Genomic DNA, 22,727 nt, shown 5'->3' with positions numbered 1-22,727 from the left:
GACCGCGACCAGGTTGGCCACCGGGGCGGGCGGCTCGCCGTAGCGGTCGGTCAGCTCGGCGACGACCTCCTGCAGCGCCGCCTCGTCGCGGGCCGCGGACAGGAACAGCCCGCCGGTGTCGGCCATGCCGCTCACCCCGGCGACGGTGAACTTGTCCGCGCCGACGACCCCGCTGTCCGGGGTGAACCAGCGCCAGTACAGCCCGCTCTGCCCGGACAGGGTGTAGAACAGCCGGCCGGCGGTGTAGAACATCGCGGTGACGTTAGGGATCTCGGCGTAGAAGTTCGAGGCCACCCCGGCGTAGGTGGAACTGCCGGAGTCCGTCTCCACGGTGTCCCAGTAGGCGTCGTGGTAGGGGTCCACCAGGGTCGCCGTGCCGAACGTCGAGCCGTTGAAGGTACGCCGCCACAGCGAGCCGCTCATGCCGTAGAACAGCGTGCCGCCCACCCAGAAGCCGCCACGAGCCGTCGACCAGGCGGTGCTGTCCGGGTTGGCCACCGCGCTCGCCGCGCCGACCGTGGTCGCACCGTCGTACGACCGGACCTGCACCTCGTCGCCGTTGCCGGCCGGCGGCGGCCCGGTCTTGACGATCTCGATGCCGTTGATCAGCGGATTCTCGACGACGTGCCCGAAGCCGATGTCCACCGTGCCGTCGCTGACGACGGTGAACGAACGCATCGTGCCGACGTCGTGCCCGACGGAGCCGGACAGGTCCAGGTTCGCCAGCACGGTGGCCCCGTCCAGCGTCACGTTGAAGACCCGCGAGCCGGCCGAGGCGGTGCCGCCGTACCGGTTGGCCAGGTATAGCCGCACCTCGACCTCGGTGCCGACGGTCACCGGGAACTGCCAGCTCATCTCGGGAGCCGAACCCGGGTCCCAGCGCTCGGACGAGTACAGCGCGGTCGGCGTGCCAGCCGGGACGGTGCTGTCCACACTGGGCACCGTGCCGTAGCCGGCGGTGTTGCTGACCGCGTTGTGGTACGGGCTGGGGCTGCCGCCGTCGTCACCGGCCCAGTCCGGCCCGTTGTCCGTCGCGGCGATCGCCGAACCGCCGGCGTTGACCCGGTAGAGCACGTTCGTCGGCACCGGGACGCCCGCCTGGTACACGTTGCCGGGCAGCGTGGCCGTGGTGGTCGGGTGCGGGGCGTTGCCGCCGGTGAGCGGGAAGAACGCGATCCGCTCGCGGCGGTACTGATAGTTGCCGATCCACGGGGTGTCCGAGCCCAGCCAGAGCCCGTCCGAGGTGGCCAGGATCTCGGCGACGCCGACGCCGCGCGGGTGGCGGCCGGGGTTCCAGGACAGCGGGAGGCCGCTGAGCGGGTCGAGCGCGGCGATGCTGGCCCGGCCGACCGATCCGGGCCCGGCGGAGTCGCCGCCGAAGCTGTTGTTCATCCAGCGGATGTGGCCGCCGACGTAGACGGCCTGTTCGGTGATGCCGACCGACAGCAGGGTGTCGCCTCCCGCGTAGTCGACCCAGGTCGGCTGGAGGTCCTCGCCCGTGGCGGCGTTCTCCCAGCGGGCGGCGGCATCGCAGAGCGTGCCGGAGTTCGGCGCGCCGGTCGTGACGACGACGAAGTAGCTGCCGTCCGGGGAGTACGCGAGGTCGCGCATGTAGGAGTCGAACGCCCACCATGCACAGCGCGGGGTGTACCGGGTGGTGTTCCAGTCGGCGATGCTCGCCGAGCCGGCGCCCAGGTCGAGCTTCACGATCTGGTCGTGGAGCACGCCGCCGGCCTTCTTGAAGTTGCCGACCACGACGAGCTGCTGGCCGTTGGGGTTCAGGGCCAGTTTGCTCGCGCCGACTCCGGCGCTCGCCCCGCTGACGCCGTCGTAGTTGTGGTTCTCGGTCAGGGCCGTGGTCAGGTAGCTGTCCAGCGCGCCGGTGCTCGCGTTCACCGAGGCGAGGCCGCCGCGGGCGAGGCCGGCGTTGCCGGCGTTGGTGAAGATGCCGCCGACGAGCAGCCTGCTGCCGGCCAGGGCGATGTCCTTGACCGCGCCGTTGAACGCCGGGCCGGCGAAGCTGGTGACCAGCGCGCCGGTGCTGACGTTGAGCAGGGCCACCTTGCGCCGGGTCACCCCGTTGACGGTGTTGAACTTGCCGGCGATGAAGACCGTGCCCGCGGTGGGGCCGGCGATGACCGCGGAGACCTCGTCGCTGACGGTCGGGACGAACGCGGTGTCGACCGTGCCGGTGGCCTTGTCGAAGGCGAGGATGTAGTTGCGGGTGATGTCCACCTCGGTGCCGCGGTTGCGGACGGTGGTGAAGTCACCCGCCGCGATGATTTTCGTGCCGGCGTCGTGGATCGCGTACACGGTGCCGTTCTTGATGTCCGGCGAAGCCGCTGACGGCACTGCCGCGACCACGGTGGTGTGGTTCGGGGCGGCGAGTGCCGGCGCGGCGGAGCCGAGTCCGGCGGCGGTGAGGCAGACCGCGGCGAGCGCTGCGAGGGCGCGACGGGTCAGGGTCGTTCGACGGGGCATGCACAACTCCGTTGAGCGCGGATGGCCCGGCTCCGTTGTGGAGGGACGAATGCGGTGGCACGCGTCGGACCACAAAGGACCCGGCGGGGGAATGGGCGCAACCCATACCCTTCCGGGAGTCGTCACCCGCCGTCCAGCGCCGACCACGTTTTGTGTACGACCACACGCCGGGACCGGCCGACCTTCCGCACGCGGCGGTCGAGACAGCCATCCGGGCCGCACGAAAGGCGGCCGCGAATGGTGATTCGGTGGTCCCGGACAGGACGATTGACGCGGTTAAATCGGTGTAGTGGCGGTGTGGTCGACACGTGTCGGCGTCGGCGAATGCCGCCGGAAGCACGGGTAATCCGTTGCCCGGTCATCGGCGGCCGTCTAGCATCCCGGGCCGTGATCAGTCAGCAGACCCGTGATGTCGTCTCGCTCGTCCGCACGGTCCTGGCCGAGGACCTGATCGGCGCGTACCTCCACGGCTCCGCCGTGCTCGGCGGCCTGCGGCCGCGAAGTGACGTCGACGTGCTCGCGGTGTCCCGCCGTAGCGCGACCCCCGAGCAGCGGCACAGCATCGTCGACGGCCTGCTGGACATCTCGGGACGCCGCGCGCGGCGCGGACCCGACCGGCCCGTCGAACTGATCGTCGTCGTCCAGGACGACGTCCGCCCGTGGCGATACCCGCCGACCTGCGACTTCCTGTACGGGGAATGGCTACGCGAGCAATACGAGCGCGGCGAGCTGCCCCAGCCCGAGCCCAGCCCCGACCTCGCTCCACTGCTCACGATGGTGCTGGCCGGCGACACCGCGCTGTTCGGGCCACCGCCGGCCGACCTGCTCGACCCGGTGCCGCCCGCCGATCTGCGGCACGCGATCGTCGCCGGGATTCCCGGCCTGCTCGCCGACCTCGCCGACGACACCCGCAACGTCCTGCTCACCTTCGCCCGGATCTGGGTCACGCTCGCCACCGGCGAGATCCGTTCCAAGGACGCGGCCGCCGACTGGACGATCGCGCGCCTGCCGGCCGAACACCGGCCGGTGATGGCACACGCGAAGGCCATCTACCTCGGGCAGGCCGAGGAGAGCTGGGACGACGACCTGTTCGCCGGGGTCCGGCCGCTCGCCGACCACGTTCTCGCCGAGATCGGCCGGCTCGCGCCCGCAGGCCGCCATCTGGAGTAGCCGAACCGGGCCCGTTCAGGCCGTACGCAGCGCCGCGTCGTCGGCCGAGAAGTCGACGTCCCAGTTCTGCGGCGGGTGCTCGACATGCCATCGTACGGAGCGTCGTAGCGCTGCGGGTGGGTCGGTGTCCCGCCACCCGAGCACTTCGCGCGCTTTCTGCGCGCCGGCAAGGACGTGCTGGCCGACGAATCCGCCGGCGCGAAGATCCGTGGGCAGCACCTCGTCGCCGACGCGGACCAGTTCGAGGTCGGCACCGGCCGCGGCGATGATCTGCTCGTAGTACAGCCCCATCGGAGCGGTCTGCGCTTCGACGATGTTGAAACACTCGCCGCGCGCGTGCTCCGAGGCGAGGGCCGCGAGCACCGCTTGCGCGACGTCTCCCACGTAGACGCGGCTGAACAGGAAGTTGCCCGCGCCGACCGGCAGCTGCGCACGTCCGGCCCTGATGCGCCGCAGGACCGGCTCGAAGCGGCGTTGGTAGTCGTGCTCGCCGTAGACCGCGCCGAGACGCAGGACTGTGGCGCCGGCGGCGAGATACTGTTCCTCCAGTTCGAGGTTCTCCCAGTGCGGCCCCTCCACGTGGCGGGCGGTGCGCAGCGCGGAGACCTCGGTCAGCGGGACGGCGTCGGTGTACCGGCGAGCCAGCATCCCTTCGTAGGCCCGGTAGACGTCGATGCTGGACAGGGCGACGATCCGGATGCCCGCGGGCAGAGCGTCCAGCGCCGCTCGCGCGCCCGCCCCGTTCTCGGCCGAGACGTCGATGGCCGCGTCCGCCTCGAATGCCGCGACGGCGTCCCGGTGAGCCGGCCAGGACCGGCGCTCCGCATGAAGATGTTCGGCGTCGGCGAGGCCGGTCGGCTCGGCATGTCCTCGATGGACCACCAGTGGGGTGTGCCCGGCCGCCACCAGTGCTGCGACTATGGCCCGCCCGACGAACCAGGTCCCCCCGAGGACGATCACCCTCACGACGATGCCGCCCGCATGGGTTCCACCTAAGCAGCCGCCTTGAAATCGGGCAACGGACAAGCAGGCGGCCCGCGGTCTACAGCGGGCCGTCGACCTGTCGCGTCAGCTGCCCCAACCGGGCCCAGGCCGGCGACGCCGCCGCGGCGGCCGCGGCGGCCAGCGCGACGATCTCCGGGTCGCTGTCGACACCGGTCTCGGCGGCCGGGTGGCGGCTGTCGTACCAGCGCCGGGACCGGCGGGCCAGCTCCGGTAGGCGCGGGTCGTCGGGTGACCAGCCGTAGGCGGTGTCGTAGTCGCGGTAGATGTCCTGGAACTCGGGGTCGTCGAGGGCGTCCAGCTTGTCGGTGAGCCAGCCGTCGGCGGTCTGCGGCGACAGCGCCTGCATCATGATCCACAGGTCGCGTTCGAGGTGGACGGAGCGCTCGCTGACGCCCAGCGCGCGCAGGCGGTCGAGGTAGTCGGCGACCTGTTCGGATACGAAGAGCCGGTCGCCTGAACGCAGCCGGGCGATGCGGTCGAGTGTGCGGTGCAGTTTGTCGATGTGGTCGCGGACGTCGCGTTCGACCTCGCCGATCGCCTCGGTGAACGCGGCCGGGTCGGCGGCGAGCAGCTCTCTGACCCGGGCGAGCGGCACACCGGCCTCGGCCAGGGTCTTGATTTTGATGAGCCGGACGGCGTGGCGTGCGCCGTAGCGCCGGTAGCCGGAACCGTCGCGGGACGGCTCCGGCAGCAGGCCGCGTTCGTGGTAGTGGCGGACGGCTTTGATCGTCACCCCGGCGTAGTCGGCGAGCTGGCCGATGGTCAGCAGGTTCCGCGCCTCGCCGTCGGCCAGCTCGTCGATCATGGGGTCATCCTGTCAGAGGGTCGTGGGCCAGACCCGGCGGGTCATCCGGCCGCCGGCGCAGCGGTGCGTGGGGCCGTCGCCGCCGTCGCCGTGGTAGGAGACGAGCAGCTGGCGGGCGTACCCGTCGAGGGTTTCCAGCGGCAGGCCGGCCGGGGCGAACAGGCCGTCGCCGACCGGTTCGTAGCGCAGCGGCGGCACTTCGAACGGGCCTCCCACGAACCCGGTGAACACCTGCTCCTGGGTGGCGTCGGCGGGCTCGTAGGTGATGCGCTCCTCCAATCCGCCGTCCACCACGCGCACCTCGACGCGCAATTGGTCGGAGCGGTAGGTGCCGGCGTAGCGCGCCAGGTCGACCCGTGCCGGGGCCAGCGGGGGCGCGGGCGGCTCCGGGGTCGCCGACAGCTCCCGCACCAGCCACGGCAGCAGTTCGTCGTGCAGGGCCAGGGCCCGCGGGTCGTTGCCGTACGCCGCGACCACCAGGTCGAGTTCGGGTGCCACCGCGAGCACCGCCACCCCGCCGGGGGACGCGCCCGACATGGACAGCACGGTGGTGCCGCCGTACGGCGTCAGCAGCCAGCCCATGCCGACCGGCGGCACGTTGGGGGTGCCCATGTCGTGCGACACGGTCCGCATCAGCGCTGCCGCCTCCGGCGACATCACCCGCGTCCCCGACGGTGCGACGCCGCCGTGGAGGTGGGTGCGGCCCAGGGCGAGCAGGTCGTCGATCGTGCCGATCGGGGTGCCGCCGGCCGGAGCCCAGGTGTCCGGGAGCATGAACATGCCGGTCGGGCTCACCTGGCCGGTCGCGGGATCGGCGAAGTGCCCGATCGCGGTGCTGCGCAGGATGGCCTGCCGGGCCGACGTCGCCGACCCGTGCATGCCGACGCCCTGGAACATCTCCCGTTCGAGCAGCTCGTGGTACGGCAGGCCGGTGACCGCCTCCAGCAGCCGCCCGGCGATCATCATGCCGCCGTTGGAGTAGCTGACCAGCGTGCCCGGCTCGAACAGCGCCCCGCACCGGCGGCCGAGCCCGTCGACGTAGGCCTCCAGCGCGCCGGGGCCCTCCGCGACCGGGAAATACAGGTCGGCGTCGATGCCGCTGGTGTGGGTCACCAGGTGCCGGATCAGGATCCGGTCGGCGCCGGGCGTGGCGAGCCGGAACTCCGGCAGGTAGCGGACCACCGGCGCGTCCAGCTCGAGCAGCCCTCGATCCACCTGCTGCAGAACCAGCATCGTTGTCATGACCTTGGTGATGGATCCGAACAGGAACCCGGTGTCGTCCCGCATCGGCGCAGCGGTGGCCAGGTTGGCCGTGCCCTGAGCGAGGACCGTTCGCTGACCGCCGTGGTACACGCCGATCAGGTAACCGGGCACGCCGGTCGCCTCGCGGAAAGCGGTGATCTTGTCGTTGACCTGCGTCATCTCGTTCATGCCGACCATCGTCGAGGGTTGACCCAGGGGCAAGGTCAAGCCCTTCTCGGCAGAGATCTCGGTGCGGGCGGCGTCGGGCGACGTATCAGCGTCACCGCTGCAACAGGTGTCACTGCTTTGAGCAGTACCACGAGGCGCCTGGTTCGTTTGCGGCCTTCCACGCAGCTCAGGGCCATTTCAGGCGATCCAGGTCGGTTTCTGCGCCCGGCCGCGGGGTATCGGCGCGCTGTATCCGCAACGTCCGCAGCAGCCCGCCTGCCCCATCGGTCGGCCGGAGGGCCGTCGGATGTGGTCGGCGGACGCGCCGCCGAAGTCGCCGCTCGCGCCTGGAGGAGGGCACCCATGACCACCACCGCAGCGTCGCCGTGGCAAGCAGGCGCCATGCTGGAGGGCCGTTACCTGCTGACCGAACCGGCGGGACGCGGCGGCAGCGCCACCGTCTGGCACGCCCGAGACGAGCGGCTGGGACGTATGGTCGCCGTCAAACTCCTTAAAACAGATCTGCTCGACGACGAGGCGGCGCTGCACCGGCTACAGGTCGAAGCCCAGGCTCTGGCCCGGCTGCGCCACCCGAACCTCGCCGACGTCTACGACTACGGGCTCGTCCACCAGGGTCGCCGGTTGAGCGCGGCATACCTGGTGATGGAACTCATCGACGGCATTGCGCTCAAGCAGGTGCTGACCGAGCACATCAGACTGCCGTGGGAACAGGCGGCTCAGGTGGGCGCGCAGATTGCCGACGGGCTCGCCGCCGCCCACGCGCGGGGCATCGTCCACCGTGACATAGCCCCAGGCAACGTCCTGCTCCCCGCCGGTGGGGTGAAGATCATCGACTTCGAGCTGTGCGCCCCGCCGGGCAGCAACGAGTACGACGCCGACGGCCAGCTCATCGGCACACCCGCGTACGTGTCACCCGAACGCCTCGACGGCCGGCTCGTGCAGCCCGCTGCCGACGTCTACGCCCTCGGGGTGCTGCTGTACCGGATGCTGGCCGGCACCTTGCCGTGGCGGGCGGACAACGCCGTCGCGCTGATGACCGCGCCGCTGCTCCGCCCGCCGACGCCGCTGCCGGCCGTGCCCGGTCTGCCGCCGCAGCTCGCGGCAGCGGTGGCCGCGTGCCTGTCCGAGCAGCCGGACCGGCGGCCCTCCGCCGCCGAGCTCGCCGCGACGTTGCGCGCGCACACCCCCGAGGAGGTCCCGGCTATCGTCGCCGTCCCGGCCGCCGACGACGAGGCGGTCACGCACATCCTGCCGTGGCGACCGGCCGGCACCCGCCGACGCCGCCGGTTCCTGACCGCCGCGGCGGCCGCGGCCGTGCTCGCCGGGGCCGGCGTCGTCTGGGCAGTGGCCACGCGGACCGAGCCGCCGCAGTTCAGTGCGGCGCCGCCGGCGCCGCAGGCCAGCCCCGCCGCCTGCACTGCGGTGTACCGGCTGCTGTCCGACGACGCGGGCCGCTACCGGGCCAACCTCACCGTCACGAACACCACGGACACACCCGTGTCCGGGCCCGTCGCGTTCACCGTGCCGGCTGGCCAGCGCATCGACGCCGCGTACGGCTGGGCGCAGCGCGACCGCACCGCCACCAACGACACGGTGGGCACCGTAGAGCCCGGCAGGTCGGCGGTCATGCTGGTCGGCGGTGCCTACGCCGGCAGCAACCCGCTGCCCACAGCCTTCACACTGGCCGGAAAGCCCTGCGTGCCGACGTTGCTGAGCACCTCAGGCAGCCGGCTTCCGGTGCCCGCCGCCAGCGGCGCGACCGGGCCGGTCGCGCCAGGCTCGGGCGGCCCGGTGCTACCGGGCGAACAGACAAGTCCTGCCGCCTCGCCGCAGGCGCCGACTACCGCACCGTCGTCTCAGGAGCCCCCGCCGTCCCCCGTCGAGCCGTCGCCGAGCGCCGCGAACCCCGGCGACGGCGAAGGCCAGGTCCTGGCATCGATACCACCGGCCGGGCCATGACGCCGCGGCCGGGTCGGGGTTTAGCCGGAGCCGGCCGGGGAAAAGCCTTCGGGTGATCGTCGCCGAGCAGAGTCGAGCAACTGGCATGACCACCGCGCTGTCGCCGCGGCAGGATGTGCGCCCCTACCCTCCGGCCGCGCAGCTCAGCGACGCGGAGCTGCGGGTGGAACTGGCCACGACCCACGCTGTCGGCCGCACCGTCATCAAGCGCGGCATACCACGCGACCGGGCCATGTTGCAGATCCGCCTGGACGAACTGGACGGGGAATATCTGCGCCGTTTCCCGGCCGCCGCCGCGACCTGGCCATGGAACCGCTGAGCGGCTCCGCCGCCGTCCTGGGCGTTTGTACCATTCAAGGATGCCTGAGCAGAGCATCCTCCTCCGCTTCTCCTACTTCGAACACGACTGGATCGAGGAAGACATCGACGGTCCGGAGGCGGCCGAGGCGACGCTGCTGCGGGTGGCGTCCGAAGGTGACTGGTTCCAGGCCGACGATGCCGAGCCGGACGATTTCGCCAGCCTCGATGCGCTCGCCGAGCGGGTCGAACAGGTCGTCGTGGGGGAGTGGAGGATGCCCGCGGCGGCCGTCCGGATACCCGTGGACAAGCTCAGGACGATCGTCGCCGAGGGCGGCTGGACCTTCGCGGGCGGCGGGTTCTCGGAGTTCGTGGGCAACAACCAGGACACCGAGATGGTGGCCAAGCTGGTACGCGACCTGCCTCGAGCCGCCGGTGGTGCCGAGTCAGCGTAGTTCGAGCCGGACGCCGTCCGCCGTGAGGTATCGGACCAGGTCGTCGAAGGTGATGGCGGGAAGCCAGCTCATGCGGTCGTAGCCGGGAACCAGGTGGGTGCGCGCGACCTCGGAGTCGTGCCAGATCAGGCGGAAGCCGGGGGTCGCGCCGCCGCCGCCACCGGCGGCGACGTCGTGGAGCCAGAACAGGTCACCGCCGAACCAGCCGCCGGGGCCGTTGACCGCCTCACCGATCGCGCAGTAGAACGCGTCATAGTCGGTGACGTGGCGTCCGTCCAGGTGGTAGACCGTGTCCGCGGGCTTGTCCGGGCCGTGGTCGCGGTGGACCGCGGCAGCGCGCACCCAGAGGTAGCGGTGGCTGCGGTCGAGCGTCGCCCACTGGTTCGGCTCGGCCGGGCCTTCGGCGCGCCACATGTCCCAGAGCGGGCGTTCGTTGGCCGCAAACGGCTCCGGGATCCGCGCGTCCAAGGCGATGTCGACGAGGCCGTCGCCGACAGTGGACGGGTGGGTCCCCACGACGGTTCCGAACACCCGCTTTCCCCAGCCCATCTTGTGGACCACGCCGTCGGCGCGTAAGTGGGCCAGTTCGGCGCGGAATGATCCGGCGAGCCCGGGGCGGCAACCCACCAGGGTCACCGGCGGACCCGGTGGCCAGATCTCCGGCCGTTCGTGGAACAGGCCCGTGATGTTCCGGCATTCACCGAGCGGGGTCTCTTCCGCCGCGGACCAGGCGGTCAACTGGTAGCCGAAGACAGTAGGCGCGACGGAGCCGCGGAGGTTGTTCTCTTCGTCCCGGCGTTGGCCTTCCAGATCGATGTCGAGCAGGCCGGACCCGTCAGCGGCGGGCCGGTGGCCGACGACCCGGACGTCGAGCAGTTCTTCCATGAATTCGTAGCATCCGGGGCACTGATCTTCGCAGCGTTCGCTCACCGGCCGGCCCGCGACGTGCGCGCCCACGAGGAGGAAATTGCCGAACCACCCCGGCCCTGTGCCGTCGATCGCGGCGCGCAGCGGCCCGGACGGTGCACAGCTCACCAGGGTGTAGCGCTCGTACAGCGGCTCCGGCGGGAACACACGGTCGACGAAGAGCCCGTCGATGTCGGCGCAGTCGGTGAGGTCGGCGCCGGTTTCCTCGTCCAGCAGGCGCCAGCGTGGGGGGTCCAGCACGGGCCGACCCTACTCGGTAGGCGTGCGTTCCGGGTGCCGCTCGGTGTTAGCTTGGCCCCATGACCGAGCGGATCACCGCCGCGCAGTTTCACGCGGCTGACGGTGTCGAGGACTGGCGCGTCCTGTACCACCTGGTGTCGGCCCACTTCCGGACCGCTTCGCTTGCCGAGGGAATCGCGCTCGTCGGCGAGATCGGCCGGCTCGCTGGTCCTGCCGAACAGCAGCTCAGGGTCGATCTACGGCAGGCGGGCGTCACCGTGAGCATGACGGTCCGCGACATCGCACTGGCCCGCGGGATCTCGGCTGCCGCGAAGGAGCTGGGTCTGGTCGCGGATCCGGCCGCCGTCCAGCTGGTCAACGTCACGATGGACGCACTCGTCGGCGCGGAGGTGCTGCCGTTCTGGCGCGCGGTGCTGGGCTATGGCCAGATCGGCGACGACTACCTGTTCGACCCGCGAGGTCGTGGCCCGGGTATCGGATTCCAGGGCATGGACAACCCGCGCCCGCAGCGCAACCGCATACACCTCGACATCGCCGTCCCGCACGAGCAGGCCGGGGCCCGGATCGCCGCCGCCCTCGCCGCCGGAGGTCGTCTGGTGACCGACGAGCACGCGCCGAAGTGGTGGGTGCTGGCCGATCAGGAAGGCAACGAGGTCTGTGTCGCTACCTGGGTGGGTCGGGAGTAGACCGGGGGGCTAGGGGTGCCGATCGGTTAGGACCCGCGTCGAGACCGGGTTCGGCGATCTCGGCGACCTGGCAGCCCAGCCTGACGAGCTGGTTGAGTTAGGTCGCGATGGTGCGGTGAAAGTCGACGCCGCTGGGACCGGGGATCTCGTACTCGGCGAGATAGCGGCGGGTGCGGTACTCGCCGTGCTCGCGCCAGCTCGGCCACAGCTGCTCGAAGCACGGGTGGTTGACGGTGAACACGAACAGCCCGCCGGGTTTGAGCGCGTCCACGCACGCCCGCATGACGCCGGTCCAGTCCGGGATGGCGGGCAGGACCATGCTGGCGACGACGGCATCGAACGGTGCGCCGAGGTCGGGCAGAGCGCACAGGTCGGCCTGCACATACCGGATGCCCAGCGGCGCGACGGTCTCCCGCTCGACGGCGAACTCGTACAGCGACTGGCCGAAGTTCTTCACCATCTGTCCACTCAGGATCGTGGCTGACCGCGTTGCCGCTCGCTGCCCCGCGAGCGCCGACGCCGGCTGACCAGGCAGATGGCTCGGATGCGCGGGCGGAGCGGGTCGAGGGTGGCGCAGGCAATGCGGGCACGACTGGATGATTGGTCCGATATATTACTTTCTTGAGCGATGGCCAGGAGGTTGTGATGGGTGTTCAGAAATCGACCTTCGACCTGGGCGTGCCGTGGGAGAAGGCGGCCGGTTACGCCCAGGCGGTGCAGGTCGGCGACACGATCTACATCTCGGGGCAGCTCGGCCACGAGGCCGACGGCACCATGGTGTCGCCCGCGCCGGACGGGCGGCAGTCCGTCGAGCACGCGGTGATGAAGGCCCAGCTGACGCAGGCGTACCGCAACGCCCGCACGATCCTCGAACACTTCGGGTGCACCTTCGACAACGTCGTCGAGGAGGTCGTGTTCGCCATCGACATCCAGGCGGCTCTGGCCGTGATGAAGGAGGTCCGCGACGAGTTCTACGGCGCGGACGCCAAACCGCAGGTGGCCAATACGACGGTCGGCACGACAGCGCTGGCGATCCCGGGTCAGGTGGTCGAGGTCAAGTTCATCGCCCGGCTGGGCTGAACGCGCCGCCCGACGGCCGCCGCCGCGGCGATCAGGTCGACTTTCCGGCCACTGCCCGGCATAGGCCCAGCAGCTGCTCGTCCTCGGTGACCTGGCCGCTCGACCAGGAGTTCTCCCTGGCGTTGTGCCTTCGGTTCGATTCGAGCTCGGCGCGGAACAGCGGCTCCAGCAAGGCCGCCAGCGCACCGGTGGCCGCCCTCGCGATCTTCGTGCGGGTCTGCGGATTGCCGTGCCAGGCGGCGGTCAACACCGGCGCCACCCGCTCGGCGTCACCGGTCAGCCGCCACCACGCGAGAGCGGCTCGTGCGGGCGTCCACCAGTGCCGGTCCGGTGGCGCGTCGAGGTAGGTCGCGATCAGCGGAGCGGCCGTGGCGGCGGCGAGTCCCATCTCAGTGATCGCCTCGAACGCCGCGCCGGCCGCCGGGCCGTCCAGCTGGGCGGTCAGCAGTGCCAGTGTGTCCGGCGACCGGTCGATGTGCCACAGCGCCCCGGCTGCCGCGACGGCCAGCCGGGGATCGTCGCTCGCCGCGGCCACCCGGAGGGCGGGTAGGGCCTCGGCCGCGGCCGGGCCGATCCGGCCGAGTGTGCCCGCGGTGCAGTCCCGTAGTGGCGAGGCGAGCAGGCGGGGGACAGCGGGAGCGGCAGCGGGGCCGAAGGCCCGCAACGCCGTCTGGAAGCCGTACCACTCGAGGGGTGTCTCGTCGCCGGGCGAGAGCACGGGGAAGACCCGCACGATTTCGGCGGTGATCCGGTCGGCGTGCGCGGGATAGTGGGCGAGCTGGTATCCGGTGGGCTGCGGTCGCCGCGGCAGCCGTAGCGCGGTCAGCAGCAGCGGCAGCGCTCGTTCGTCGCCGAGCCCGGCGAGGATTTCGACGTACGGGTGCAGCCCGGGCAGATCGCGCGAGTACCGGACGGTCCATTCCGGCAGTCCATCCCGCCAGGGGAGGGCGTCGAGGGCGGCCAGACGCCCGGCGGCCGCGCCGGCGGCGGGGGCGGCGACCGGCCCCCAGTTGTTGAGCATGCCCGCGGCACGCTGGGCCAGGTGCGGGGACCGGTCGATGAGTCCGGCGATCCGGGTCACCGTCTCGTGGTAGTCGCCACGCCATCGATCGATCAGCTTGTTCGCCGCGAACAGCGCGTCACCGGCGACGTCGTCGTGCGGCGACGCGAGCAGCGGCGTGACGATGGCGATCCGTTCGGCCACGCGCGGGCCGAGCGGATCGGTCAGTTCCTCGATCAGGCGGGTGCAGTGCGGCGCGCGGCGGCCCTGCTGCTCCTGTTCCTGCATCACCCGGATCGCGCCTACCAGGGTGTCGGTCTGGAAGCCGGCGGGCTCGACGGCGGGCCCCTGCTCGGCGTAGGCGCGGTCGATGAGTCCGGCGACGCCGTCCAGCGGAGCCCGGTGCGGGTCGCTGCGGGCCACCGCGATCAGGGCGGTCAGGGCCGTGGACGCCGGTGTGGACCGGGCCAGGGCGAGCAGCTCGCCGATCGTGTCGTCATCGGGTGGGAGGCTGCCCAGGGCGTCGAACAGTCCTCCGCGCGCCTCGGCGTCGTCCTCGGTGCGGAGCAGGCTGATGAGCAGCGCGGCGAGGTCCGGGATGGTGGCGGCCACGGTGACGAGCAGCTTTGGCGCGGCGGCCCGCACCGCCGGGTCGGGGTCGTCGACGAGACGGGCCAGGGCCGGCCCTGCGGCGCAGGCGAGCGCGTTGGCGCGGGTGGCCTCGCGGAGCATCTCTAATCCGTCTTCGTCCAGTTCGGCTGCGTCCTGCCAGCCGTCGATGTCGGCGATGCTGGTGAGCAGTTCGGCGATGCCGGCCCGGCCGGGCAGGTCCGGCGCGGTCAGGGCCTCGATCAGGAACGGCACCGCGGCGACCGTGGAGTCGTAGACGTCGCCCTGGTGGTGGACCGCGCCGTACATGGCGTCGAGGGACTGCTCCCGGACCGCCGGATCGGGGTCGGCCAGGCCGCGCAGCCAGTCGGGCACGTCCGCGGCCGAGCCGTAGGCGTGCGTCAGTGATTCCCAGTCGATGTCGTCCAGGCCCGCGAACATGGGCGGAAGCGTAGAGCAGCAGGACCGAGCCGCTCACGCGGAGCCGCTCGGTCCTGCGGGTTACATCCGGCGCTCAGGCCGCGATCAGCTCGTCGATCTGGTTGATCGCCAGGGACGCGCCTTCGACGACGCCCATGTCGAGCACCTGCTGCAGCGCCTCTGCGGACTGGTAGGTGCCCACGTAGGTCGCGCGGGTGCCGCCGTCGTGGGCGGTGAAGGTGTACACGTTCTGGGACACGGGCAGGTCCGGGTTCGGGGTGAAGTCCAGGTCGGCGAAGCCGTCCTCGAAGGAGAAGTCCGACGGTTCGTTCACGGCGGTGACCAGCCAGTACCCGGCGTGCTTGTCGCCCTCGGGGCCGGTCATGTAGTAGGTGACCCGGCCGCCGGGCCGCAGGTCGTGCTCGACGACGGTCGCCGGGTAGGTCGGTGGGCCCCACACCTTCTCCAGCTGGCGCGGGTCGGCGTAGACCTGCCAGACGCGTGCCACCGGGGCGGCGAAGTCGGCGGTGATGGTCAGCGTCAGGTTGTCGAGGTCGTGCTGGACGTCGGTCACGGGCATGGGTCAGTCCTCCTGGCCGGTATCGGATGCGATGAGTTCGTCGATGCGGGCGATGCGGCCGCGCCAGACCTGCTCCAGCTCGGCGAGCATGGACGCCACCGAGCGCACCGCCGCCACGTCACCGCTGACCAGCTGCTCGCGTCCGCTGCGCAGCTTGGTGAGCAGGCCGGCCTTCTCCAGCACGGCGACGTGTTTCTGCACCGCCGCGAAGCTCATGTCGTACTTCGCCGCGAGTGCGGAGACCGAGTGCTGCCCGGCCAGGACGCGGCGCATGATGTCGCGCCGGGTCCGGTCGGCCAGGGCGTGGAAGAAGGCGTCTGCTTGATCCTCGCTGGGCTCGGCCACATCTCGAATATACAACCAATCGGTTGTACGTTGTCAAGCTTGGCCGGATCCGCAGGTCACGGGGTGCGGCGGTACTGGGCGGCGGAGCCCTTGGTCGCCGGGTCCTCGTACGCCCCGGCGCGGCCCCGGTCGACGTGCCAGCTGGTGAGGGTGCTGACCGCGGCGTTCGGGTTCGCGCGGTCGCTGACCACCCGCAGCCGGGTCGTCCAGCGCTGCGGGGTCACCTCGTACAGGTCGTAGCCGTACCGGTTTCCCTCGAAGTACTGCAGGTGCGGGTTGACCTGCCCGAGCCGCGGCCCGTTGGTCGCGTTCCAGCTCGCCGAGTACGCCCCCGAGGTCGTCGAGTGCGCCACGAACTCGGTGCCGATGACCGGCGCGGCCAGGTTGTCGAAGTCGGGGCGCACGTCCTGCACGAACGCGCTGTGCCAGTCGCCGGTGATCGTCACGAAGTCGGCGATGCCCTGCTGCTGGGCGTAGGTGAGCAGTTCCGTGCGCTCGGCCCGGAAGCCGTCCCACTGGTCGGTGAACAGGTAGCCGCCGTCGGGGTTGCGCTGCTGGCTCAGGAAGATCGAGTTGACCCAGCAGTGCCAGCCGCCGCTGCGCTGGGAGATCCGGTCCTTGACCCACTGCTTCTGCGCCGCGCCCAGGATCGACCCGCCGGTCAGGTTCTGCTCGGTCCGGTACTGCCGCAGGTCGAGGATGACCAGCTCCAACAGATCGCCCCACCTGCGGTGGCGGTAGATCCGCGGGTCGGGCAGCGCCGTGTCGGAGCCCTCCAGCCGCAGCGGCAGGTGCTCGTACCAGCCCTGGTAGGCCGCCGAGCGGCGGGCCACGAAACTCGCCGCGCCCCGCGAACCGGTGTAGTCGTTGACGACCTCGTGGTCGTCCCAGGTCAGGTAGAACGGGTGCGCGGCGTGCACGTCGCGCAGCAGCGGGTCCCCCTTGTACAGCGCGTGCAGCTTGCGGTAGTCGGTCAGGGTGTACGCGGTGCCCAGCTCCGAGCCCTCGTACACGTAGTCGCCGAGGTGCACCACGAAGTCCAGGTTGGTGTCCGCGGCGATGTCACGCATCCCCGGGTACTCGCCGGACTGGTAGTTCTGGCAGTTCAGCGACGCGAACCGGACCAGGTTGACCGCGCCGACCGGGGCGGTCTTGGTGCGCCCGACCCGGCTGTACTGGCCCAGCGCCCGGAACCGGTAGTGGTAGCGCTGTCCGGCGCTCAGCCCGTCGACGACGACGTGGACGCTGTGCCCGAGCAGCACCGACGCGGCGACCGACCCGGACGCGACCACGTTGGACATCGTCGCGTCGGTGGCGACGCTCCAGTCGACCTGCACGATGTCCGGCAGCGGCTGCACGTCGGCCAGGGGGTCCGGGGCCAGCCGGGTCCACAGCACGACGCTGGTCGGCAGCGGGTCGCCGGAGCCGACGCCGAGGGTGAACGGGGCCGGATCCCAGCTCGCGCCCAGTGCCGCCGCGGCGGCGTAAGCGGCCTGCGGGCCGAGGTCCCGGGCCAGCGGCCACGCGCTGGCCAGCGCGCCCGCGCCGACGGCGGCCTGCAGCAGTTGGCGGCGGTGCAGGGCCATCAGGCTCCTCCGGTGATGCTGAGGGACAGGGAGTCGGCGTAACCGTCGTTGGAGGTGCCGCCGGAGCGCACGAACAGCAGCTCGACCTGCGCGGTGCGGCTGCCCACGGGCACGGTGCCGGCGGCGGTGCGCGACAGCATCCCGGTGGTGTTCGCGCGCTGCGCGGCGGTGACCGGGCCGAGCACCACCGTGGCCAGGGTCTGCCCGGCCGCGTTGCGGAACGCCACGGACAGCTGCGCGGTGTCGTTCTGGTCGGCGTACCCGCCGAGCCAGGCAGCGACGTCGTAGCGGGCGGTGCCGGCGTCGATCGCGGCGGTGCCGGGCAGCGTCACGCTCTGCCCGATCCGGCTGCGGGCCGAGGTGCCGCCGCCGAGGAAGTTGGCGCCGCGGTCGCCCGGTCCGGGGCTCGTCGCGGTCGGGTAGCCGCTGGTGCCGTACGCGATGACGGCGGTGCCACCCTCCAGGTGGGTCCAGCCGGGGATCGATGCGGTCGAGCCGCCGCTGCCGCCGGGCCCGCTGTCGCCGCCCGGGTTGACGAGCAGGTTCACGTCTGGTGTGGACAGGATGAGCCAGAGGCTGTCGGCGTAGCCGTCGTTGGAGACGTTGCCGTCCCGCGTGAACAGCAGCAGCACCCGGGCGGTGCGGCTGCCCGGCGGCACGGTGCCGGTCTGGGCGCGGCGTAGCAGGCCGGTGGTGTTCGCGCGTTCGGTGGCGGTGACCGGGCCGAGCACGACCACGCCGAGCGGGCGGGCGGCGGCGTCGAGGAACTCGACCGACAGGCGTACGCCGTCGTCCTGGCCCGCGTAGCCGCCCAGCCAGCCGCCGACGTCGAACAGCGCCGTGCCCGCGTCGATCTGCGCCGTCATCGGCAGTGTGATCTGCTGCGTGAGCCGGGTGCGCGGCGAGTCGCCGCCGCCGAGGAAGTTCGCTCCGCGATCGGTCGGCCCGGGGCTGGACGCGCTCGGATAACCGCTGCTGCCGTACGCGATGACGGCCGCCACGCCCTCGATGGTGGTCCACCCGGGGATCACCGGGGTCGGCGTGCCGGCGCCGCCGGTGCCGACGTCGGCGCCCGGGTTGGCGATCAGGTTCGCTGTCTTCACGCTGCCTCCTGACGGGATCGCCAGCAGCGTGCGGGCGTTCCCTGTCGTTGCGGCGACGGACGCGTGGCGGCCGCGTGAAGCGGCGGTGATCGCCGGACATAATCACGCGGCGATCGCGACGGTGCGCCGCGTTCGAATGTTCGTGCTCGTGTTCTGCTGCGTGCGATCAGGGCTTCTGCTCGGGCTTGGCCTGGGCTCCGGGTTGGTCCGGCCGCAGCTCCTGCCAGTGCCCGAACATGTGGATCAGCACGGTGAGTTCGGGAACCGCGCTGAGCAGCTGCGAGACGACCGGCCGGCTGCCGTCGGTCCAGATCTTCAGGCGGGTCTTGGCGGCCTCGACCCTGGTGACGGCGTGCCACGGCACCAGTGACTCGCGCCAGCGCACCCCCTCGGCGGCCAGCGTGATCGGCCCGAAGACCGCGGACCCGGTGCTGCGGAGTTCCTCGACCTTGAGCGGGAGTTTGATCGCGGAGATGTTCGCGTCCACGAACGACACGATCTCCGGCAGTTCCTTGTAGCGCGGCTTGCCCAGGTCGACGACCTCGCCATTGGCCAGGTCAAGGCGGCACATCGGCACTTCGGTGTACGCGGTGCCGAGGTTGGTGACCCTGGTCCAGTACCGCAGGTGCGCGACGTCATGCCAGGACACCACCGAGGTGACCGTCCCCTGGGGGTCGACGGTCAGCGTCCCGCCGGTGTAGAGGTGACGCCAGGTGTTGGCTTTGCGCCAGGTGACCAGCCCGCCGATCGCCGCCAGCGCGAGCACGCCCACGCCCGTCGCGACGGCCGCGCCCGCGCCGTCCGAGGCGCCGGCCGCCAGCAGGACGAGGCCCAGCCCGGCGCAGCACACGACGATGGCGATCTCCGCGGCCACCGCGGGCCGGTAACGGCCGTGCAGCTCACCCAGGCCCGCGTCGGCCACGGCCTGCTCGATGGAGCGTCCACCCTCACGACTGTCCATGGGCAGATCATGCCGTGTACATGGTCGCTCATCAATGGGTTGGAGTGTGCCAGGTCACGCGGTGATCGCTGCGAGTCGACCGAATGAGGGTTATCCGGCGCAGGCCGTGACCGATAGCGTCGGCCGCATGATGCGTAGATGGCTGGTCCCGCTGCTGATCGCGGTCAGCGGCGCGGTGATAGCGGCACGGCAGTTCGTCACCGGGTCCCCGGTCGCCGGGGCGGTGCTCGGGCTGCTGTTCGGGCTGCTCGCCGTCACGCAGTCGCCGCTGGCCTTCCCCCGGTCGATCGAGGCAGGCGAAGCGCAGCGGCGCGCCGCCGCGGACGGCAAACCCATCGTGTACTGGCGGCCGGGCTGCCCGTTCTGCCTGCGCCTGCGGGCCCGGCTCGGCCCGGCCGCGGCGCGGCGGGCGCACTGGGTCGACATCTGGCGCGACCCGGACGGCGCGGCGGCGGTGCGTGCCATCACCGGTGGCGACGAGACCGTGCCGACCGTGGTCATCGGTGGCAGCTCGCACGTCAACCCCGACCCTAACTGGCTGCGCCGGCAGGTCGCCTGACCGAACCTCGACTGATACCTCCAAGGTATCGGTCCTTGCTTATTTGATCATTGTTTGCGCAGCTCCAATGGGATGAACTGGCGAAGCGGCCGGACCGGCCGCTCACGTCAGCCAGGGGAGATGAGAATGGGTCAGCTCGACGGCAAGGTCGCGGTGGTCACCGGCGCCAGCGACGGCATCGGATTCGCCGCCGCGTCGCGCTTCGCGGAGCAAGGCGCGTACGTCTACCTCACCGGCAGGCGCAAGCCGGAACTCGACGAAGCGGTCGTGCGCATCGGCGCGCACCGGGCCAGCGGCGTGCAGGGCGACGTGACGGACCTGGCCGACCTCGACCGGCTGTTCGCCACCGTCGGGGCCGACGGCCGCCGGATCGACGTGCTGTTCGCCAACGCGGGCGGCACGACCATGGCTCCGCTGGCGCAGGTCACCGACGAGGACTACGAGCAGGCCACCCGGCTCAACCTGCGCAGCGCGCTGTTCACCGTGCAGAAGGCGCTGCCGCTGCTCAACGACGGCGCGTCGGTCATCCTGTGCACGTCCACGATGGCCAGCCGCGGCACCGAGGGCGTCGGCCTGTACGCCGCGGCCAAGGCCGGGGTCCGGTCACTGACCCGCACCTGGGCCAACGAGCTGCGGGGCAGGGGCATCCGGGTCAACGCACTCGCGCCCGGCGCCACCGAGACGCGGCTGCTGCGAGGCAACGCCCCGGCCGGCACCACCCCCGACGGGTGGGTCGCCATGGTCGGCGCGATCACGCCGCTGGGCCGCATCGGCTCGACGGACGACCAGGCCGCCGCCGCGCTGTTCCTCGCCTCCGACCAGAGCAGCTACATCACCGGCTCCGAACTGCTCGTCGACGGCGGCTACAACCAGATCTGAGGCGGTCAATCGCGCGCCGCGACCTCTACCGCGGTGCGGACCAGTTCGTCACGCGCGGCCGACGGGGTGTCGCGCGGCCACGCCAGCACGATCTGGTTCGCGGGTACGCCGCGCACCGGCACCGCCGCGACCGACGAGCCGAGGCGGCCGGTCGCGCTCGCCCCGAGCAGGACCGCGAACTCGCCGATCGCTACCCGGTCGAGGATCTCGTCGAGGCCCACCGGCGGCGGCGATGCGCGGAAGAGGCTGTCGCCGTGCAGTTCGGCCATGGTCAGGCTGTCGCGCGTGGCGAGCGGGTGCCCGGCCGGCAGCAGCGCGACCGGGGTCTCGTCGAGCAGGTCGACGCCGTCGAGCCCGTCGTGGTCGTCGGTGCTGCACATCAGTGCCGCATCGGCGGCCCCGGTGCGCAGGGCCGCGCCCGCGTCGGCGGTGAACATGACCTCGACCGGCACGCGGTCCGTCCCGCGCCGGTAGGTGTCGAGCACCTCGGCGAGCAGGCCCGCGCCGGTGCCGGTCGGTGCGGCGAGCACCAGCCGCCGCGGCCGGGCCGCCTGCTGGGTACGGCGTACCGCGGCGTCGAGCCCAGCGAGGATCTTGCGGCTCTCCCGCAGGAACACCTCGCCGGCCGCGGTGAGGTCGACCCGGCGGCTGGTCCGGTCGAACAGCCGGACGCCCATCCGCCGCTCCAGCCGGCTGATCGCCCGGGACAGCGGCGGCTGGGCCATGCCCAGCTGCTCGGCGGCCCGGCCGAAGTGCCGGTGCTCGGCCACGGCCGTGAAGTAGACGAGGTCGCGGACCTCGGGGCGATCCATACCCCGAGGATATCGATCGTGGCGTGCGGCCAGGCGGATCGACGGCACGATTCGCCGCCTCGCCCGCGACCGAGCCGCCACTCGTCAGAGGACCTGGTCCCTCGACGACCTCAAAGGATGACTCTTCTCAAGCACGCTTCACTGCCTGAAGTACTCGGGACTCCAGTGGGTCGTGTCCGCCGGCAACTCCCACCAGTGCGGCATCAACGTCAGCCCCCACGCCGGATCCGGCTGGAAGTCGATCCATCGGCCGTCGAACGGCGCGGCACCGGCGCGGGCCAGGGCAAGCAGCCGTTCCCCCTCTTCCCGGACTTCCGCGGCCTCGGCTTCATCCCAGAACGCCGGATGGCCGGTGTATTCGGCGAACGCGTCCTCGTCCTTCCAAGACCACCGGCCGTCCGGATAGACCAGCAGGTCGAGTTCCTGGTCGTAGACGTCGACCCCGCCGGCCCACCGGGTGACCGGACGCTCGAGGTTGACATACCAGCCCTCGAACTTGCCGTCCGGTCGCCAGCTCCACCAGACACAGTGGGCCGCGCCAGGCGGCATCAGCATCAGAGTCCGGAAAGGCTGCCAGGTACCTGGGCTGAGCATCGTTGTCATCCGCAGCGACTTGAGCAGCGACAGCTGCCGGGTCGGCTGGCCAGTGCCGTCAACTCGCCGCATGACCTGTGAGCCCGCCTCGATCCACAGCGCCAGCCCCTGTTCGTCGTCGCTGACCACCCGCCCGCACAGCACCGACCCGACTCGACCGTCCGGGTACAGGTTTCGGCGGACAATTGTCTGCCCCCGCTCAAAAATCATGCGAGGAAGGTACCCGCTCAAGGCCCGGCAGTCAGCGCCCCTGCCCGTTACCGGCTTAGGCTTCGCGCGTCGCGCCGGCCGGATCCAGTACCAGTCTTCGCTCGTCAACGCGCGGTGAGAGCCAGCCCGTCGCGTCGTCTGCGGGTAGCAGGGAGGTCCAGTCGATGGTGTCGGTGGCATCGAGCGCGTCCCCGATCAGGAGGGTGAACTGCCAGCGCTCCTGGCCGCTCGGGCCGAAGTAGGCGACGCCCCGGATACACGGCGGGTCATCGTGCAGCTCGTAGACCTGAGGCTCCAGGCCGTCGCACCACATCCATCGCAACTGCGGATCCTGGAAGCCTTCGACCTCCTGGCAGATCCGGTATTCCAAGGCAGCCCAGAAGCCGCGCTCAGCGTCGTCCACGATGGCCCTCCCCGGTGACCGGCCGCGTCAAGTCTCGCCGAGTCGGCCGGCGGCGAACCGGTCGGGTTCGCCGCCCGGCGCCGCAGACGCCCGCGAGCGCGGCGGGCGGGGGGTGGCCGGCGGCCCCGCC

The 22,727-nt window shown here is 71.5% G+C and carries 23 protein-coding genes; 8 read left to right on the top strand and 15 right to left on the bottom strand.

The window, feature by feature from the left end; all coding sequences use genetic code 11:
• A partial coding sequence (locus tag AB0B35_RS29460; RefSeq protein WP_361051277.1) for a malectin domain-containing carbohydrate-binding protein occupies nucleotides 1-2,481 on the bottom strand: 2,481 nt, incomplete at its 3' end.
• A gap of 387 nt (nucleotides 2,482-2,868) precedes the next feature.
• Here AB0B35_RS29460 and AB0B35_RS29455 point away from each other — a divergent pair.
• Nucleotides 2,869-3,651, top strand: coding sequence for an aminoglycoside adenylyltransferase family protein (locus AB0B35_RS29455; RefSeq protein ID WP_361051275.1), 783 nt, complete (start codon nucleotides 2,869-2,871; stop codon nucleotides 3,649-3,651).
• Nucleotides 3,652-3,666: 15 nt separating this feature from the next.
• Here the strand turns inward: AB0B35_RS29455 and AB0B35_RS29450 are convergent, their stop codons facing one another.
• The 3 genes from AB0B35_RS29450 to AB0B35_RS29440 all read right to left on the bottom strand — a co-directional run bounded on the left by AB0B35_RS29450 (nucleotide 3,667) and on the right by AB0B35_RS29440 (nucleotide 6,892).
• Nucleotides 3,667-4,611 (bottom strand): NAD-dependent epimerase/dehydratase family protein, encoded by a 945-nt coding sequence (locus AB0B35_RS29450; RefSeq protein WP_361051272.1) that lies wholly within the window; start codon nucleotides 4,609-4,611, stop codon nucleotides 3,667-3,669.
• 82 nt (nucleotides 4,612-4,693) lie between these two features.
• Entirely contained in the window at nucleotides 4,694-5,461 is a 768-nt protein-coding gene (locus tag AB0B35_RS29445; RefSeq protein WP_361051270.1) for a MerR family transcriptional regulator, read from the bottom strand.
• Between the two features lie 12 nt (nucleotides 5,462-5,473).
• Nucleotides 5,474-6,892: a serine hydrolase domain-containing protein gene (locus AB0B35_RS29440; RefSeq protein WP_361051267.1), complete on the bottom strand. Its 1,419-nt coding sequence runs from the start codon at nucleotides 6,890-6,892 to the stop codon at nucleotides 5,474-5,476.
• Between the two features lie 342 nt (nucleotides 6,893-7,234).
• Between AB0B35_RS29440 and AB0B35_RS29435 the strand changes: the two genes are divergently transcribed.
• The 3 genes from AB0B35_RS29435 (at nucleotide 7,235) to AB0B35_RS29425 (ending at nucleotide 9,603) form a co-directional block, all read left to right on the top strand.
• Entirely contained in the window at nucleotides 7,235-8,851 is a 1,617-nt protein-coding gene (locus AB0B35_RS29435) for a serine/threonine-protein kinase (protein WP_361051264.1), read from the top strand.
• Nucleotides 8,852-8,936: 85 nt separating this feature from the next.
• A complete protein-coding gene (locus AB0B35_RS29430; protein ID WP_360535839.1) occupies nucleotides 8,937-9,170 on the top strand; it encodes a DUF6158 family protein in 234 nt (77 codons plus the stop codon).
• Between the two features lie 40 nt (nucleotides 9,171-9,210).
• Nucleotides 9,211-9,603: a hypothetical protein gene (locus AB0B35_RS29425; protein WP_360535837.1), complete on the top strand. Its 393-nt coding sequence runs from the start codon at nucleotides 9,211-9,213 to the stop codon at nucleotides 9,601-9,603.
• Here AB0B35_RS29425 and AB0B35_RS29420 read toward each other — a convergent pair.
• The gene (locus AB0B35_RS29420) at nucleotides 9,595-10,770 is read right to left on the bottom strand and encodes a hypothetical protein (RefSeq protein WP_361051261.1); all 1,176 of its coding nucleotides are present in this window, start codon (nucleotides 10,768-10,770) and stop codon (nucleotides 9,595-9,597) included. The genes AB0B35_RS29425 and AB0B35_RS29420 overlap by 9 nt on opposite strands.
• 59 nt (nucleotides 10,771-10,829) lie before the next feature.
• Between AB0B35_RS29420 and AB0B35_RS29415 the strand changes: the two genes are divergently transcribed.
• Complete coding sequence (locus tag AB0B35_RS29415) at nucleotides 10,830-11,456, top strand: VOC family protein (protein WP_360535833.1); 627 nt, start codon at nucleotides 10,830-10,832, stop codon at nucleotides 11,454-11,456.
• Nucleotides 11,457-11,553: 97 nt separating this feature from the next.
• Here the strand turns inward: AB0B35_RS29415 and AB0B35_RS29410 are convergent, their stop codons facing one another.
• The gene (locus AB0B35_RS29410; RefSeq protein WP_361051258.1) at nucleotides 11,554-11,916 is read right to left on the bottom strand and encodes a class I SAM-dependent methyltransferase; all 363 of its coding nucleotides are present in this window, start codon (nucleotides 11,914-11,916) and stop codon (nucleotides 11,554-11,556) included.
• Between the two features lie 185 nt (nucleotides 11,917-12,101).
• On the opposite strand from AB0B35_RS29410, the gene AB0B35_RS29405 reads away from it, so the two are divergent.
• A complete protein-coding gene (locus AB0B35_RS29405) occupies nucleotides 12,102-12,536 on the top strand; it encodes a Rid family hydrolase (protein WP_360535829.1) in 435 nt (144 codons plus the stop codon).
• A 31-nt stretch (nucleotides 12,537-12,567) separates the two neighbouring features.
• Here the strand turns inward: AB0B35_RS29405 and AB0B35_RS29400 are convergent, their stop codons facing one another.
• From AB0B35_RS29400 to AB0B35_RS29375, 6 genes are all read right to left on the bottom strand, one after another.
• Nucleotides 12,568-14,586 carry a hypothetical protein gene (locus tag AB0B35_RS29400; protein WP_361051255.1) on the bottom strand — a complete coding sequence of 673 codons (2,019 nt, stop codon included), beginning with the start codon at nucleotides 14,584-14,586 and terminating at the stop codon, nucleotides 12,568-12,570.
• A gap of 73 nt (nucleotides 14,587-14,659) precedes the next feature.
• On the bottom strand, nucleotides 14,660-15,145 hold the full coding sequence (locus AB0B35_RS29395; RefSeq protein WP_360535825.1) for an SRPBCC domain-containing protein: 486 nt from the start codon (nucleotides 15,143-15,145) through the stop codon (nucleotides 14,660-14,662).
• 3 nt (nucleotides 15,146-15,148) lie between these two features.
• A complete protein-coding gene (locus AB0B35_RS29390; RefSeq protein WP_360535823.1) occupies nucleotides 15,149-15,490 on the bottom strand; it encodes a metalloregulator ArsR/SmtB family transcription factor in 342 nt (113 codons plus the stop codon).
• Between the two features lie 56 nt (nucleotides 15,491-15,546).
• Entirely contained in the window at nucleotides 15,547-17,076 is a 1,530-nt protein-coding gene (locus tag AB0B35_RS29385) for an alkaline phosphatase D family protein (protein WP_361051252.1), read from the bottom strand.
• Nucleotides 17,076-18,179: a hypothetical protein gene (locus AB0B35_RS29380; protein WP_361051250.1), complete on the bottom strand. Its 1,104-nt coding sequence runs from the start codon at nucleotides 18,177-18,179 to the stop codon at nucleotides 17,076-17,078. Before AB0B35_RS29380 ends, AB0B35_RS29385 begins: the two co-directional genes overlap by 1 nt.
• A 166-nt stretch (nucleotides 18,180-18,345) precedes the next feature.
• Nucleotides 18,346-19,140, bottom strand: a complete 795-nt coding sequence (locus AB0B35_RS29375) for a DUF6585 family protein (RefSeq protein ID WP_361051248.1) — start codon at nucleotides 19,138-19,140, stop codon at nucleotides 18,346-18,348.
• 127 nt (nucleotides 19,141-19,267) lie between these two features.
• Here AB0B35_RS29375 and AB0B35_RS29370 point away from each other — a divergent pair, with 127 nt between their 5' ends.
• Nucleotides 19,268-19,699, top strand: a complete 432-nt coding sequence (locus tag AB0B35_RS29370; RefSeq protein ID WP_361051245.1) for a glutaredoxin domain-containing protein — start codon at nucleotides 19,268-19,270, stop codon at nucleotides 19,697-19,699.
• 126 nt (nucleotides 19,700-19,825) lie between these two features.
• The gene (locus tag AB0B35_RS29365; RefSeq protein WP_361051242.1) at nucleotides 19,826-20,578 is read left to right on the top strand and encodes an SDR family oxidoreductase; all 753 of its coding nucleotides are present in this window, start codon (nucleotides 19,826-19,828) and stop codon (nucleotides 20,576-20,578) included.
• Between the two features lie 5 nt (nucleotides 20,579-20,583).
• On the opposite strand, the gene AB0B35_RS29360 is transcribed toward AB0B35_RS29365, so the two are convergent.
• The 3 genes from AB0B35_RS29360 to AB0B35_RS29350 form a co-directional block, all read right to left on the bottom strand.
• A complete protein-coding gene (locus tag AB0B35_RS29360) occupies nucleotides 20,584-21,390 on the bottom strand; it encodes a LysR family transcriptional regulator (RefSeq protein ID WP_361051239.1) in 807 nt (268 codons plus the stop codon).
• Between the two features lie 138 nt (nucleotides 21,391-21,528).
• A complete protein-coding gene (locus AB0B35_RS29355) occupies nucleotides 21,529-22,194 on the bottom strand; it encodes a DUF402 domain-containing protein (RefSeq protein ID WP_361051236.1) in 666 nt (221 codons plus the stop codon).
• 55 nt (nucleotides 22,195-22,249) lie between these two features.
• Nucleotides 22,250-22,597 carry a hypothetical protein gene (locus AB0B35_RS29350; protein WP_361051233.1) on the bottom strand — a complete coding sequence of 116 codons (348 nt, stop codon included), beginning with the start codon at nucleotides 22,595-22,597 and terminating at the stop codon, nucleotides 22,250-22,252.
• Between the last annotated feature and the right edge of the window lie 130 nt (nucleotides 22,598-22,727).

This window comes from Catellatospora sp. NPDC049133 (assembly GCF_040648455.1).
GTDB lineage: Bacteria > Actinomycetota > Actinomycetes > Mycobacteriales > Micromonosporaceae > Catellatospora > Catellatospora aurea.
This window is presented reverse-complemented; position numbering and strand designations above follow the sequence as displayed.